14 protein-coding genes and 1 riboswitch are annotated in these 13,841 nt (G+C 68.5%); of the genes, 5 read left to right on the top strand and 9 right to left on the bottom strand.

Going from position 1 to position 13,841, the window contains the following annotated elements:
* Together ODI_RS00135 and ODI_RS00130 are read right to left on the bottom strand one after the other, a co-directional pair.
* Complete coding sequence (locus tag ODI_RS00135; RefSeq protein ID WP_067758080.1) at positions 1–825, bottom strand: ABC transporter permease; 825 nt, start codon at positions 823–825, stop codon at positions 1–3.
* Between the two features lie 11 nt (positions 826–836).
* Positions 837–1,826 carry an aliphatic sulfonate ABC transporter substrate-binding protein gene (locus ODI_RS00130; protein WP_067758078.1) on the bottom strand — a complete coding sequence of 330 codons (990 nt, stop codon included), beginning with the start codon at positions 1,824–1,826 and terminating at the stop codon, positions 837–839.
* Positions 1,827–2,071: 245 nt separating this feature from the next.
* On the opposite strand from ODI_RS00130, the gene ODI_RS00125 reads away from it, so the two are divergent.
* Genes ODI_RS00125 through ODI_RS00115 form a run of 3 tightly spaced genes read left to right on the top strand, consistent with a single transcriptional unit; the run spans position 2,072 to position 4,693 of the window.
* Positions 2,072–3,052 (top strand): sulfonate ABC transporter substrate-binding protein, encoded by a 981-nt coding sequence (locus tag ODI_RS00125; RefSeq protein WP_067758076.1) that lies wholly within the window; start codon positions 2,072–2,074, stop codon positions 3,050–3,052.
* An 18-nt stretch (positions 3,053–3,070) separates the two neighbouring features.
* Entirely contained in the window at positions 3,071–3,859 is a 789-nt protein-coding gene (ssuC, locus tag ODI_RS00120; RefSeq protein ID WP_067758072.1) for an aliphatic sulfonate ABC transporter permease SsuC, read from the top strand.
* Positions 3,860–3,889: 30 nt separating this feature from the next.
* A complete protein-coding gene (locus ODI_RS00115; protein WP_067758415.1) occupies positions 3,890–4,693 on the top strand; it encodes an ATP-binding cassette domain-containing protein in 804 nt (267 codons plus the stop codon).
* Positions 4,694–4,707: 14 nt separating this feature from the next.
* Here ODI_RS00115 and ODI_RS00110 read toward each other — a convergent pair whose 3' ends face one another.
* The 3 genes from ODI_RS00110 to ODI_RS00100 form a co-directional block, all read right to left on the bottom strand.
* A complete protein-coding gene (locus ODI_RS00110) occupies positions 4,708–5,247 on the bottom strand; it encodes a DNA-deoxyinosine glycosylase (protein WP_074046842.1) in 540 nt (179 codons plus the stop codon).
* Positions 5,225–5,521, bottom strand: coding sequence for an acylphosphatase (locus ODI_RS00105; RefSeq protein ID WP_067758069.1), 297 nt, complete (start codon positions 5,519–5,521; stop codon positions 5,225–5,227). The genes ODI_RS00110 and ODI_RS00105 overlap by 23 nt, the downstream gene beginning before the upstream one ends.
* A 61-nt stretch (positions 5,522–5,582) precedes the next feature.
* Complete coding sequence (locus ODI_RS00100; protein ID WP_067758066.1) at positions 5,583–6,071, bottom strand: Lrp/AsnC family transcriptional regulator; 489 nt, start codon at positions 6,069–6,071, stop codon at positions 5,583–5,585.
* Between the two features lie 244 nt (positions 6,072–6,315).
* Here ODI_RS00100 and mdeB point away from each other — a divergent pair, with 244 nt between their 5' ends.
* Both mdeB and ODI_RS00090 read left to right on the top strand, forming a co-directional pair.
* On the top strand, positions 6,316–9,009 hold the full coding sequence (gene mdeB, locus ODI_RS00095; protein WP_082985471.1) for an alpha-ketoglutarate dehydrogenase: 2,694 nt from the start codon (positions 6,316–6,318) through the stop codon (positions 9,007–9,009).
* Positions 9,010–9,060: 51 nt separating this feature from the next.
* Positions 9,061–9,591, top strand: a complete 531-nt coding sequence (locus tag ODI_RS00090) for a nucleoside 2-deoxyribosyltransferase (protein WP_067758063.1) — start codon at positions 9,061–9,063, stop codon at positions 9,589–9,591.
* 88 nt (positions 9,592–9,679) lie between these two features.
* Here the strand turns inward: ODI_RS00090 and ribB are convergent, their stop codons facing one another.
* The 4 genes from ribB to ODI_RS00070 form a co-directional block, all read right to left on the bottom strand.
* Positions 9,680–10,420, bottom strand: a complete 741-nt coding sequence (gene ribB, locus ODI_RS00085; RefSeq protein ID WP_067758060.1) for a 3,4-dihydroxy-2-butanone-4-phosphate synthase — start codon at positions 10,418–10,420, stop codon at positions 9,680–9,682.
* A gap of 99 nt (positions 10,421–10,519) precedes the next feature.
* Positions 10,520–10,698, bottom strand: a riboswitch (FMN riboswitch).
* A 74-nt stretch (positions 10,699–10,772) separates the two neighbouring features.
* Positions 10,773–11,363, bottom strand: coding sequence for an SET domain-containing protein (locus ODI_RS00080; protein WP_067758056.1), 591 nt, complete (start codon positions 11,361–11,363; stop codon positions 10,773–10,775).
* On the bottom strand, positions 11,360–12,196 hold the full coding sequence (gene panB, locus ODI_RS00075; RefSeq protein WP_067758053.1) for a 3-methyl-2-oxobutanoate hydroxymethyltransferase: 837 nt from the start codon (positions 12,194–12,196) through the stop codon (positions 11,360–11,362). Before panB ends, ODI_RS00080 begins: the two co-directional genes overlap by 4 nt.
* A gap of 152 nt (positions 12,197–12,348) precedes the next feature.
* On the bottom strand, positions 12,349–13,812 hold the full coding sequence (locus tag ODI_RS00070) for a catalase (RefSeq protein ID WP_067758050.1): 1,464 nt from the start codon (positions 13,810–13,812) through the stop codon (positions 12,349–12,351).
* Positions 13,813–13,841: the final 29 nt, after the last annotated feature.

Below are 13,841 nucleotides of genomic sequence, written 5' to 3'. Positions count from 1 at the left end.
TCAGGGCTTGCGATAGGTGTCCTGCCAGGCCAGCAGCGGCGCGCTTGCGCCGGCCAGCAGGCCGTCGGTGAGCTTGCCCAGCACGGCGAAGGCGATGATGGCGGCGACGATCTGGTCGGGTTTGCCCAGTTGCTGGCCATCCAGCAGCAGATAGCCCAGGCCTTCCGAGGCGCCCATGAATTCGGCGGCCACGACGAACATCCAGCCCAGACCCAGTCCCGAACGCAGCGACAGCAGATAGGCCGGCAGGATCGCGGGCAGCAGGATGCGGCGGAACAGGCCCGCGCCCGACAGCCGGGCGACGCGTCCCACTTCGATGATCTTGCGGTCGATGGAGACGATGGCGCCCAGCACGCCCAGGTACACGGGGAAGAACACGCCGACCGCGATGAGCGCGATCTTGGATTCCTCGAAGATGCCGAACCACAGGATGAAGAGCGGCACCCAGGCAATCGACGGCACCGCGCGCAGGCCCTGCAGGCTGGGGTCGAGGATGCGGCGCGCCAGCGGGGAGTAGCCGGTCAGTGCGCCGGCCAGCGTGCCGGCCACGACCCCCAGCAGGAAACCCACCGCGACGCGGGCCAGCGTGGCTTGCACGTGGCGCCAGAGTTCGAAGCCTTCGGACAGCGCCCAGAGCGTGGCCAGGATGCGGCTGGGCGGGGCGACGAGGCGGCCGTCGGCCAGGCCCGATTGCACGGCCAGCTCCCAGCCCAGGGCCAGCACGACCGGAAGTACCAGGCCCAGCGGCAGGCGTGCCAGCCAGCGGCGGGAGAGGGGCGTGCGCGCCGCCGGGGGCGGCGCGATCAGCGTGTCGGTGGTCGACATGGCGGGCGGCCTCAGGTGCCTGCCAGGCCGCTGCTGAACGACGGGTCGATCAGGGCGTCGAGGGTGCCGGCCACGTCCACCTTGGCGTCCACCACGCCGGCCTGCTTGAGCGCTTCGCCGGCGGCAAGGATCGTGTCGTATTGCGGACGGCCGATGGCGTTGTGGGTCAGCTCGGTGCGCTCGGTCAGCTGCTTGCGCGCCACGGCCTCGGGAATCTTGGCCTGCGTGGCCAGCAGCGCGACCAGCTTGTCGGGATTGGCCAGCGCCCACTGGCGGCCTTGTTCATAGACCTTGATGACACGCTTGACCGTGTCGGGGTGGCGCGCCGCGAAGTCCTCGCGCACGTTCAGCACGCCCCAGGTGTTGTAGTCGGGCTTGCGGAAGAACAGCACCGCGTTCTCTTCCAGCTCGGCGGAGGCCAGGATGGGATCGAGCCCGGCCCAGGCATCCACGTCGCCGCGGCTGAGCGCCGCGCGGCCATCGGCGTGCTGCAGCAGCACGAACTTCACGTCCTTCTCGGTCAGGCCGTGATCGGCCAGCGCGCGGATCAGGAAGATGTGCGGATCGGTGCCGCGCGTGACGGCCACCGACTTGCCCTTCAGGTCGGCCACGCTCTTGATGCCGGTGTCGGGACGGGTGACCAGCGCGGTCCATTCGGGACGCGAGTACACATAGACCGACTTGATGGGATTGCCATGGATCTTGCCCAGCAGCGCGGCCGAGCCCGCCGAGGAGCCGATGTCCAGCGAGCCCGCGTTCAGGAATTCCAGCGCCTTGTTCGAGCCGGCGGACTGTACCCAGCGCACGTTCACGCCATCCTTCTCGAACTCCTTCTCGATGAGTTTCTGGTCCTTGATGACCAGGCTGACCGGATTCCAGTAGGCCCAGTCGAGCTTGAGCTCCTTGGGGGCATCGGCGGCCCGGGCCTGCAGCGGCAGGGAAAGGGCGAGGGTGGCGGCCAGCGTGGCGCCCAGCCAGCGGCGGCGGGAGGAATGAATCATGGAAGGTCCAGAGAAGCGCGGCAACGGCGCGATCGAGGCGGGTTGGAAACGATTCTAGGGATGCGGACGAGGCGCGCGAACGACGGAAGAACAATATCCACATGCGGGTCCATGCACTGCCCGCAACAGCGCGCCAACACTTGTGCCGCGAAGAGGGGGGCCATATCGACATGCCAAAAAAATCGTGTTCGCCGCGGCTTTCGCATTCCTAGAATCGATTTCCTCTTGCCCTTCCTGGATGCGTCATGCACGACTTCGATCCCTCTTCGTCCCGCCGCCGCACGCTGTTGCAGGGCGCCCTGGCACTGAGCGCCCTGGGCGCCGCCGGCCTTGCCCGTCCCGTGCTGGGCCAGACGCAGGCCAAGCTGTTCCGGGTGGGCTGGCAGAAGGGGTCGAACCTGGCGGTGCTGAAGGCGCGCGGCAACCTGGATGCGCGGTTGAAGAAGGAAGGCGTCGAGGTGCGCTGGATCGAGTTCACCGCGGGTCCGCAGATGCTGGAAGGCCTGAACGTGGGCAGCATCGATTTCGCCTGCGTGGGGGAAACGCCGCCGGTCTTCGCGCAGGCCGCGGGCGCGGATCTGGTCTATGTGGCCAACGAACCGCCCGCGCCCAAGGCCGAGAAGATCCTGGTGCCCAAGGGGTCGCCCATCCAGTCGGTGGCGGAACTCAAGGGCAAGCGCATCGCGTTGAACCGCGGCTCGAACGTGCACTACCTCATCGTGAAGCTGTTGGAAAAATCCGGCCTGCAGTATGGCGACGTGAAGGTGTCGCTGCTGCCGCCCGCCGATGCGCGTGCCGCGTTCGAGAGCGGCTCCATCGATGCCTGGGTGATCTGGGACCCTTTCGCGCAGGCCGCCATCGGCCAGGTCGAGGCGCGGGTGCTGGCGGATGGCGTGGGCGCCGCGCACAACTACAACTTCTATCTCTCCACCGCGACCTATGCGCGCAACCACCCCGAGGTGTTGAAGTGGGCGATCGAGGAGGTGAAGGTGACGGGTGACTGGACCGTGGCCAACTTCGATGCGGCCGCCGAGATCCTGGCGCCGCAGATCGGCCTGTCGCGGGAGATCACACGCGCGGCGCTGGAGAACTATGCCTACGGCGTGACCTACCTGAACGACGACGTGGTGCGCAACCAGCAGGAGATCGCCGATACCTTCTCGGCGCTCAAGCTCATTCCGCGCAAGCTGGACGTGGCCTCGGTCGTCTGGCAGCCGCCCCGCTGATTCCTTGGGGGAACACACATGGCCTCGACGACACGACGCGCGCGCGCCCTGGGCGACACCCTGCTGCCCTGGCTGGTGCCGGTGGGACTGCTGGCGTTGTGGCAACTGGCGGCGCAGGCGGGCTGGATCTCGACCCGCATCGCGCCCGCGCCTTCCGCGGTGCTGGCCGCTGGCTGGGAACTGACCCGCACGGGCGATCTCTTCACGCACCTGTGGGCCAGCTTCGTGCGCGCGGCCACCGGGTTTCTCATCGGCGGCGCGCTGGGCCTGGCCTTCGGCCTGCTCAACGGCGGCTTCCACCTGTTCGAGAAGCTCTTCGACACGTCCATCCAGATGGTGCGCAACGTGCCGCACCTGGCCATGATCCCGCTCATCATCCTGTGGTTCGGCATCGACGAGGCCGGCAAGCTGTTCCTGGTGGCGCTGGGCACGCTCTTTCCCATCTACCTGAACACCTTCCATGGCATCCGCTCGGTGGATGCGGGCCTGGTCGAAATGGGGCGCTCGTATGGGCTCTCCCGCTGGCAGCTTTTCACGCAGGTCATCCTGCCGGGGGCCTTGCCCAGCATCCTGGTGGGGGTGCGGTATGCGCTGGGTTTCATGTGGCTCACGCTCATCGTGGCAGAGACCATCTCGGCCTCCAGCGGCATCGGCTACATGGCCATGAACGCGCGCGAGTTCCTGCAGACCGATGTCGTGGTGCTGGCCATCCTGCTGTACGCCCTGCTGGGCAAGCTGGCCGACACGGCGGCGCGGGCGCTGGAGCGGCGCTGGCTGCGCTGGAACACGTCCTTCCGGCCGGCCTGAGCCCGGCCCGACATTGCAAGGAGCATGAACATGGCGGCAGTTCCCGATATCGGCGCGGCAGGGCCGGGCCAGACCCGGTACGACGCTGGCGTGGCGGTGGCGGTGCGCGACGTCGGCAAGCGTTTCGGCGCCCGAGAGGTGTTGCACGAGGTCCGGCTGGGCGTGACGCCAGGCGACTTCGTGGCCATCGTGGGCAAGAGCGGTTGCGGCAAGAGCACCTTGCTGCGGCTGCTGGCGGGCCTGGACGCGCCCAGCGCCGGCTCGGTCTTGCTGGACGGCGTGCCGGTGGCCGGCATCGCGGCGCAGGCGCGCATCATGTACCAGGACGCGCGCCTGCTGCCCTGGCAGACGGTGGTCGACAACGTGGCCCTGGGCCTGCCCGGCAAGCGCGCGGCACGCCGCGAGCAGGCGCTTGCCGCGCTGGCGCAGGTGGGCCTGGCCGATCGCGCCGATGAATGGCCATCGGTGCTGTCAGGCGGACAGCGGCAACGCGTGGCGCTGGCGCGTGCGCTGGTGCACCGGCCGCGCCTGCTCTTGCTGGATGAGCCGCTGGGTGCGCTGGACGCCTTGACGCGCATCGACATGCAGGGACTCATCGAGCAGCTGTGGCAGACGCATGGCTTCACCGCGCTGCTGGTCACGCACGATGTGAGCGAGGCCGTGGCGCTGGCCAATCGCGTGGTGATCGTGGACGCGGGGCGCATCGCGCTGGACCGCCGCGTGGAGCTGGGCCGGCCGCGCGAACGTGGCGATGCCCGCTATGCCGCGCTGGAAGGCGAGATCCTGGATCGCCTGCTGGCGCACCCGGAACGGCAGGTGGCGCGCGTGGCCTGAGCGCCGGCCTGCGCTCAGGCCAGCGCGTCCGCCAGCGCCTCGCGCCACGCGGCCAGCTTGGCCTCGGGCCGCAAGGCCGCGTGGGCAGGACTGGTCGAGGGCAGCACGCACAGGCGTGCCCCGGCGGGCGCTTGCACGCGCGCCGCGACATGGCGCTGGTACAGCGTCGCGGCGGCACCGCCGTTGAAGCCGATCACCCGCAAGTCCGGGTGGCGCGCATAGAAGCCCGCGAAATCATTCGGCTCCACCGAATCGCGCGCGATGCGGGCGTCCAGGCTGCCCGGCCGCACGCAGCGGTGAACCACGTCCCACAACGCCACGCCGCGTGCGTTGGCCCCGGCGATGCGTTGCGCATAGGGCGCCCTGGCATCCAGGCCCAGCAGCTCGGCCATGATGAACCAGAAGGCATTGCGCGGATGCGCGTAGTACTGGCCGGCGTCCAGCGAGGCGACGCCGGGCATCGAACCCAGGATGAGGATGCGCGCGTGCCCCGACGCGGCGGGAGGGAAGCCCTGGACGGCGGCGTCGGCCTCAGTGCTGGGCGAAGTTGGCATACCTGCGGTCTTCGTACCGGACCTCGCTCAGCACCTCGCGCACCTCGGCCGCGGGTGGGCCTTCGCGCAGCCAGGCCAGCATGCGGTCGATCTGGTTGGCCGTGCCTTGCAGCAGCGCCTCCACCGAACCGTCGCTGGCGTTCTGCACCCAGCCACGCACGCCCAGAAGGCGCGCCTGGCGCACCGTGGCCAGGCGAAAGCCCACGCCCTGGACCTTGCCCAGCACGCGGACACTGACGGTTTCGATGGCGGAGGCGAGGGGATCTTCGGTCATGCGGGCGTTTCCTGTCGCGGTCATTGCGAACGCATTAGGATAAACGACGGCAGGGCACGCTTCAGGCGCGCTCGCGCGGCAGGTCCAGCGGCAGGGCCGTGGTGTACTTCACCTGCTTCAACGAGAAGCTGGAGCGGATGTTGGCCACGCCGGGAATGCGCGTGAGCTCGTCGATGATGAGATGCTCCAGCGACTGCATGTCTGGCACGACCACGCGCACCAGGTAATCCGCGTCGCCCGTCATCAGGTAGCACTCCATGACGTTGGGCAGCGCGCGCACCGCGCGTTCGAAGGTGTCCAGCGACTCCTTCACCTGCTTGTCCAGCGAGACCTGGATGAACACGTTCACGTTCATGCCCAGGTGCTGCGGGTCGAGCAGCGCGACGTGCCTGGCGATGATGCCGCGCGCCTGCAGGGCCTTGACCCGCGCCAGGCAGGGCGAGGGAGACAGGTGGACGCGCGCGGCGAGTTCCACGTTGCTGAGCCTGCCGTCGTGCTGCAGGGCGTGAAGGATGCGCAGGTCGATCTCGTCCAGATCCGGTCTTGCCATGACGGAGGTCTCCCGTGCCGCAGCGTGATTCGCGCGGCGCTGATGGTTTCGGGTCCATTCTGCAGAATTTTCTGCTGCAGAACAAACGAAAGCTGCGCGCATATATGGCAAATCCGCGTAAACCCGGGCCGCAAACGACAGCACATGCCAGGACGGCCTACCTAGAATGGATCCTGGCGTGGTGCCCCGGCTTCCGCTGTCCGGCGCCGCGCTCTTCCCTGACACTTCCACCGGGTCCGCCACGATGAAGAACGCGTTCCACGCCAGCGAGACAAGCACCGACCCCGGCCCCGATACCGGGGCCCCCCAGGATGCCGATCCCCAGGAAACCGCCGAATGGCTGGAGGCCCTCGAAGGCGTCCTGCGTGAAGAGGGCCCCGAGCGCGCTCGCTACCTGCTGGACACGCTGACCGAGCACGGCAGCTACCTGGGCCTGCCCGGCCATCCGCACCCGTGGTCGGCCTACCAGAACACGGTGCGCGTCGAGAACCAGGGCGCGTATCCCGGCGACCTGGCGATGGAGGAAACGCTGACCTCGATCATGCGGTGGAACGCGCTGGCGATGGTGGTGCGGGCCAACAAGGCCTACGGCGAGCTGGGCGGCCACGTTGCCAGCTATGCCTCGGTGGCGGAGATCTTCGAGGTCGGCTTCAACCATTTCTTCCGCGCCGACAGCGGCGAGGGCCGCGGCGACCTGGTGTTCTTCCAGCCGCACTCGGCCCCAGGCGTCTATTCGCGCGCCTATCTGGAAGGGCGGCTGACCGAGTCGCAACTGAAGCAATACCGCCAGGAAGTCGACGGCGGCGGGCTCTGTTCCTATCCGCATCCCTGGCTCATGCCGGAGTTCTGGCAGTTCCCCACCGGGTCCATGGGCATCGGCCCGCTCTCGGCCATCTATCAGGCGCGCTTCATGCGCTACCTGGAACATCGCGGCATTGCGCGTACCGCCGGACGGCGCGTGTGGGGCGTGTTCGGCGATGGCGAGATGGACGAGCCCGAGTCGCTGGCGGGCCTGTCGCTGGCCGCGCGCGAGAACCTGGACAACCTGACCTTCATCATCAACTGCAACCTGCAGCGCCTGGACGGGCCGGTGCGCGGCAACGGCCAGATCATCCAGGAGCTGGAGTCCACCTTCACCGGCGCGGGCTGGAACGTCATCAAGGTGATCTGGGGGTCCGACTGGGACGCCCTGTTCGCGCGCGACACGCATCACGCGCTGCTGCGCCGCTTCGCGGCCACGGTGGATGGGCAGTACCAGACCCTGGGCGCCAACGACGGCGCCTACAACCACGAGCACTTCTTCAATCTCGACCCGGAGCTGCGTGCCCTGGTCGCGCACATGACGCCCGACGAGATCAATGCCCTGAAGCGCGGCGGCCACGATTTCCGCAAGCTGCACGCCGCGCTGTCGGCGGCGCGCGCGCACAACGGCCAGCCCACGGTGATCCTGGCCAAGACCAAGAAGGGCTACGGCATGGGCGGCGCGGGCGAATCGCGCATGACCGCGCACCAGCAGAAGAAGCTGGACGTCGACGCCCTGAAGGCCTTCCGCGACCGTTTCCGCCTGCCGCTGTCGGACGAGGATGTCGCGCAGATGCGCTTCTACAAGCCCGCCGAGGACAGTCCGGAAATGAAGTACCTGCATGCCCGCCGCCAGGCATTGGGCGGCTATCTGCCGCAGCGGCGCGTGTTGTCGGAAGCGCTGGCCGTGCCCCCGGTGGCGACGCATGCCCGCTTCGCCCTGGAGGCCGAGGGCAAGGAAATGTCCACCACCATGTCGCTGGTGCGCCAGTTCAGCAACCTGCTGAAGGACCCGGTGGTGGGGCCGCGCGTGGTGCCCATCGTGGCCGACGAGGCGCGCACCTTCGGCATGGCCAACCTGTTCCGCCAGGTGGGCATCTATTCGCCGCAGGGCCAGCTGTACGAGCCCGAGGACGCGGGCTCGATGCTTTACTACAAGGAAGCGCGCGACGGCCAGCTGCTGGAAGAGGGCATCACCGAGGCCGGCGCGCTGTCGTCGTGGGTGGCCGCGGCCACGTCCTACAGCGTGCACGGCGTGGCCATGCTGCCGTTCTACATCTATTACTCCATCTTCGGCTTCCAGCGCGTGGGCGATCTCATCTGGGCCGCCGCCGACCAGCGCGCGCGCGGCTTCCTGATCGGCGCCACGGCCGGCCGCACCACGTTGGGCGGCGAAGGCCTGCAGCACCAGGACGGCTCCAGCCACGTGGTGGCCGCCACCATTCCGAACTGCCGCGCCTATGATCCGGCGTTCGCCGGCGAAGCCGCCGTCATCGTCGACCACGGCGCGCGCCAGATGCTGCAGGACCAGCAGGACGTCTTCTATTACCTGACGGTCTACAACGAGAACACGGCGCAGCCCTCCATTCCCGAGTCGGCGCACGAGGGCATCCTGCGCGGCATGTACCGCCATGCCACGCACGGCCAGGGCGATGCCGCCGTGCGCCTGCTGGGCTCGGGCTCGATCCTGCGCGAGGTGCTGGCCGCGGCCGAGCTGCTGTGGAACGACTGGCAGGTGCCCACCGAAACCTGGAGCGTCACCAGCTTCAGCGAACTGGCGCGCGATGCGCGCGAGGCCGAGCGCCTGAGCATCCAGGGCACGGCCACGCAAAGCTACCTGGACCAGTGCCTGCCCGGCGACACGCCCATCGTGGCGGCCTCGGATTACGTGCGCGCCTATCCGCAGCTGATCGCGGCCTATGTGCAGGGCCGCTATACCGCGCTGGGCACCGACGGTTTCGGACGCAGCGACACGCGCAGCGCCCTGCGCCGATTCTTCGAGGTGGACCGGCATCACGTGGTGCTGGCCGCGCTGCATGCGCGGGTGCGGGCGGGCGCGCTGGAAGCCGCGGCGCTGGGACGGGCCATGCAACAATACGGCATCGATCCCAACCTGGCAGCGCCCTGGTCGCGCTGACCCCCATCCGGGCGCGGCGGCCTTGCTGCCGCGCCCCGAGGCTACCGCGCAATGAAAATCTATCTGGCAGGCTTTGACGTGTTTCGCGCGGATGCGCGTGAATACGGTGAACGGCTGAAGGCGCTGTGCGCGCAATTCGGCTTCGAGGGCGTCTTTCCCCTGGACAACGAGGTGCCGGAAGGCCTGGAAGGCCCGCAGCGCGCCCACTGGATCTGCCAGGCGAACCTGGAACTGGTCCGCCAGTGCGACACCGTCATGGCCAACGTGAATCCCTTCCGCGGCGCGGAGCCCGATTCGGGCACCGTCTTCGAGATGGGCTTCGGCCATGCGCTGGGCAAGACCGTGTGGGCCTATACCGACGTGGCGGAAACGCTGGTCGACCAGGCCGGCGCCGAGTGGGACCCGGAACACCTGCGCCACCGCGACCTGCAGGGCTACACGGTCGAGGATTTCGGCCTGAACCTGAACCTGATGCTGGCCTGCTCCGCGCAGGTGGTCGTTGGCGACGCCAAGGATTGCCTGGAAGCCATGGCGCAAACCAAGTTCGGCGAGAAGCCGGCGCCGGGCGCGGCGGGCGGCTGAGGCCGGGTTTCACGGGCAGGCATGACGCAATGCCTGCCCGTGTGACGTGCTCAATGAAACAACGAGGCCTGTGAAGGGCCTCGTTTTTTTACGCGCCCCAGGCCAGCGCGGCGCTGTCCGCGCCGGCTTCCGCCTGGGCATCCAGCGCCTCGCGATGCGCGACCAGCTCGGCGATGGTCAGCGCCACCAGGCCCTGGCGCGCCGCATAGCGGTCCAGCGCCTCGCCGCGCATCATGGTGCCGTCGGGGTTCATCAGTTCGCACAGCACGGCGGAACTGCCCAGGCCGGCCAGTTCCGCCAGCTCGATGGAGCCTTCGGTGTGGCCGCGGCGCGCCAGCACGCCGCCTGGCTGCGCGCGCAGCGGGAAGACGTGGCCGGGCCGCGCCAGATCCTCGGGCCGGGCCTGCGGGGCGATGGCCGTGCGGATGGTGGTGACGCGGTCGGCCGCCGACACGCCGGTGCTGACACCGGCACGCGCCTCGATGCTGACGGTGAAGCCCGTGCCGTGACGGCTGTCGTTCCTGGCCACCATCGGCGGCAGGTCCAGCTGGGCAACGGTTTCGTCGGTGAGGCACAGGCAGACGATGCCGCTGCCATCGCGGATCAGCTGGGCCATGACGGGCACGGTGAGCTTGGCGGCCGCGACGATCAGGTCGGCCTCGTTCTCGCGATCGAAGTCGTCCAGCAGGATGACGGGACGGCCGATGCGCAGGTCGTGCAGGGCGCGGGCCAGGCGCGCCGCGAACGGACGGGCATCCAGCGTGGCGACGGCATTGGGCGGGACGGCGGTGGCCGTGGGGGAGACATCGGGGAAACACACAGCAGACATGAAACGCTCTCGCAAAAGGTCAGGGCGAAAAACGTTCCAGGGCAATGGCAAGCACGCGCGCATGGCAGCAGCGGTGATGCCGCTGCGCCGGGCGCGCGTGCTCGTCTTCTCTCATCCGGACTCTGACCGTCGGCCCTGGCTTCTCACCAGGTCTGCTGACCTTGCCGGCGGGGTGCCGGCAAGCGCTCGCGGGCTCGCGCGACAGACGGGGCCGTGGTGACGACACCGTCTTCGTGCATACCGCCGGTGGGGAATTTCGCCCCGCCCTGAAGACGCGTACACGGATCGCAAGGACTGCGATCCAGCGGGAATTGTACGCCGGGCCCGGCAGCGGGGCGCGAAAGACCTTGCTTCAGGCCGGGTCGTCGACGCCGGGGTGGCGCGGCTCGGCCGGCGCGGCCTGCACCGGCTTGGCCGCGGTCTCGGTGGTTTTTCCGGTGGTGCGCTTCGCGGCCTTCTTCGCGTTTTTCCCGGCGGCCTTCCTGGGCAGCGCCAGCATCGTGTGACGGCACTCGGGCGCGCCGCAGCGGCACTCGTACTGCTTGCGCAGCGTGGCGGTCAGCGGCTCGTCGATGACGAGCCCGTAGTCGTAGTTCAGTTCCTCGCCGCGCGTGATGTCGCGCAGCGCCACCACATAGACCCGCTTGCCGTGGCGGCCTTCCTGCGTCTCGCAGTTGGGCGCGCAGCTGTGGTTGATCCAGCGGGCGTCATTGCCTTCCTCGCCGCCGTCGATGACCTTGCCCGAGCTCAGCGCGAAGAAGAAGGTGTGGAAGGGATCGTCCGGGTTCACCGGATGGCGGCGGTCGGCTTCCTTGGCGCTGATGCGGGTGCCGGCGTATTCGATGACGCGCGTGCCCGCGGGGATCTTGCGGGCGGCAAACACGCCGCTGCCGTGCACCTTGGAGCGGCGCACCACGTGCCAGGGTTTTTCGATGTCGCTCATTCGCGAGGCTCTTTGGGTTTGATGCCGAAACAATGTTCCGGGCCGGGGAACACGCCCTCGCGGACTTCTTCCGCATAGGACTGGAAGGCGCCGCGCATGACCGTTTCCACGTCGGCGAAGCGTTTGACGAACTTGGGCACGCGCTCGCCGGAAAGGCCGAGCACGTCTTCCGTGACCAGCACCTGGCCGTCGCAGGCGGGCGAGGCGCCGATGCCGATGGTGGGGATGGCCACGCTTTCGGTGATGCGGCGGCCCAGCGGCTCGGCGATGCCTTCCAGCACCAGGCCGAAGGCGCCGGCGGATTCGTGCGCGCGCGCGTCGGCCAGGATGCGTTCGGCGGCGGCATCGTTCATGCCTTGCGCGCGGAAACCGCCCATGGTGTTGACGTACTGCGGCATCAGGCCCACGTGCGGCATGACGGGAATGCCGCGCTCGACCAGGAAGCGCACGGTGGGCGCCAGGGCCTCGCCGCCTTCGAGCTTCACGCCGTCGGCGCCGCTCACGGCCAGGATGCGCGCGGCATTGCGGAAGGCCTGCTCGGGCGATTCCTGGTAGCTGCCGAAGGGCATGTCGACGAGGACCGCGGCGTGGCGCGTGGCGCTGACGACGGCGGCGCCGTGCGCGGCCATCTGCTCGACCGTGATCGACAGGGTATTGGGATGGTTGTAGGCCACCATCGCGGTGGAGTCGCCCACCAGGATGAAGTCCATGTACGCATCCATGATGCGGGCGAAGGCGCTGTTGTGCGCCGTCAGGGAGACGATCTTGCGTTGGCCCTTGTAGGCCATCAATTGGGGAATGGTGGTCCGCTTGACCTGGGTGTGCACGCTCATGCCGGTCTGGGCCTCGCTGGGTACGGAAGACGGGGCAGTGTAGAGCAATCCCGGCCGCTTGATGCGAGCCCGGTCGCAGCGGAGCCGGCTTTGCCGGTCCGCCAGCGACGCCCCCTGGAAGGGGGGAGGCGCGAGCGCGCCTCCGGGGGGCTTCAGTTCAGGCCCAATGCCTTGGCCACGCCTGCCGCATACGCCGGATCGGCGCGGCGGAAGTGCTCCAGCTGGCGGCGCTTGATCACTTCGGGGATGTCGCCCATGTGCGCGGCGATGTTGTCGAAGAGCTGCTGCTTCTGGTTGTCGCTCATCAGGCGGAAGAGCGCGCCGGGCTGCGAGTAGTAATCCGTGTCCTCGCGGTGGTTCCAGCGGTCGGCGGCCTGGCCGTCCAGCGCCAGCGGCGGTTCCGCCGCAGAGGGCGTTTCACGCCATTGGCCGTAGCTGTTGGGCTCGTAGTTCAGCGTGCGGCCCTGGTTGCCGTCCACGCGGCCCTGGCCGTCGCGATGGAAGCTGTGGAAGGGGCAGCGCGGCTGGTTCACCGGCACCTGGTGGTGGTTCACGCCCAGGCGGTAGCGGTGCGCGTCGCCGTAGGAGAACAGGCGGCCCTGCAGCATCTTGTCGGGCGAGAAGCCGATGCCCGGCACCACGTTGGCCGGCGTGAAGGCGGCCTGCTCGACCTCGGCGAAATAGTTCTCCGGGTTGCGGTTCAGTTCCAGCACGCCCACTTCGATCAGCGGATAGTCGCCATGCGGCCAGACCTTGGTCAGGTCGAAGGGATTGATGTGATAGGTGGCTGCGTCCTGCTCGGGCATGACCTGCACGTACATCGTCCAGCGCGGGAAGTCGCCCTGCTCGATGGCGTCGAAGAGGTCGCGCTGCGAGCTTTCGCGGTCTTCACCGACGAGCGTGGCGGCCTCTTCGTTGCGCAGACAGGCGATGCCCTGCTGCGACTTGAAGTGGAACTTCACCCAGAAACGTTCGTTGTGCGCGTTGATGAAGCTGAAGGTGTGTGAGCCGAAGCCGTGTTGCTGGCGCAGGTTGGCGGGCAGGCCGCGGTCGCTCATCAGGATGGTGACCTGGTGCAGCGATTCGGGGTTCAGCGACCAGAAGTCCCAGGCCGCTTCGGCGCTGCGCAGGTTGGTGCGCGGGTCGCGCTTCTGCGTGTGGATGAAGTCGGGGAATTTCAGCGGATCGCGCACGAAGAACACCGGCGTGTTGTTGCCCACGAGATCCCAGTTGCCTTCATCGGTATAGAACTTGAGGGCGAAGCCGCGCACGTCGCGCTCGGCATCGGCCGCGCCGCGCTCACCGGCCACGGTGGAAAAGCGCAGGAAGAGCGGGGTCTGCTTGCCGATTTCCGCGAAGACCTTGGCGCGGCTGTATTGCGTGATGTCCTGCGTGATGGTCAGGGTGCCATAGGCGCCCGAGCCCTTGGCGTGCACCACGCGCTCGGGGATGCGTTCACGGTCGAAGTGGGCCAGCTTTTCCAGGAACCAGACGTCCTGCAGCAGGGCGGGACCACGCGGGCCGGCGGTCAGGGTGTGGTTGTTGTTGGGAACCGGCGCGCCAGCGGCGGTGGTCAGCGCGGTCTGGGGATCGGGGCGGTCGGCTTTGGAACTCATGGGCGGGTCTCCGGTGGGGCCCTCGTGGC

The organism is Orrella dioscoreae (assembly GCF_900089455.2).
Taxonomy (GTDB): Bacteria; Pseudomonadota; Gammaproteobacteria; order Burkholderiales; family Burkholderiaceae_B; genus Orrella; species Orrella dioscoreae.
The sequence above is the reverse complement of the archived record's forward strand: the minus strand, read 5'-3'. Positions and strand labels throughout refer to the sequence as shown.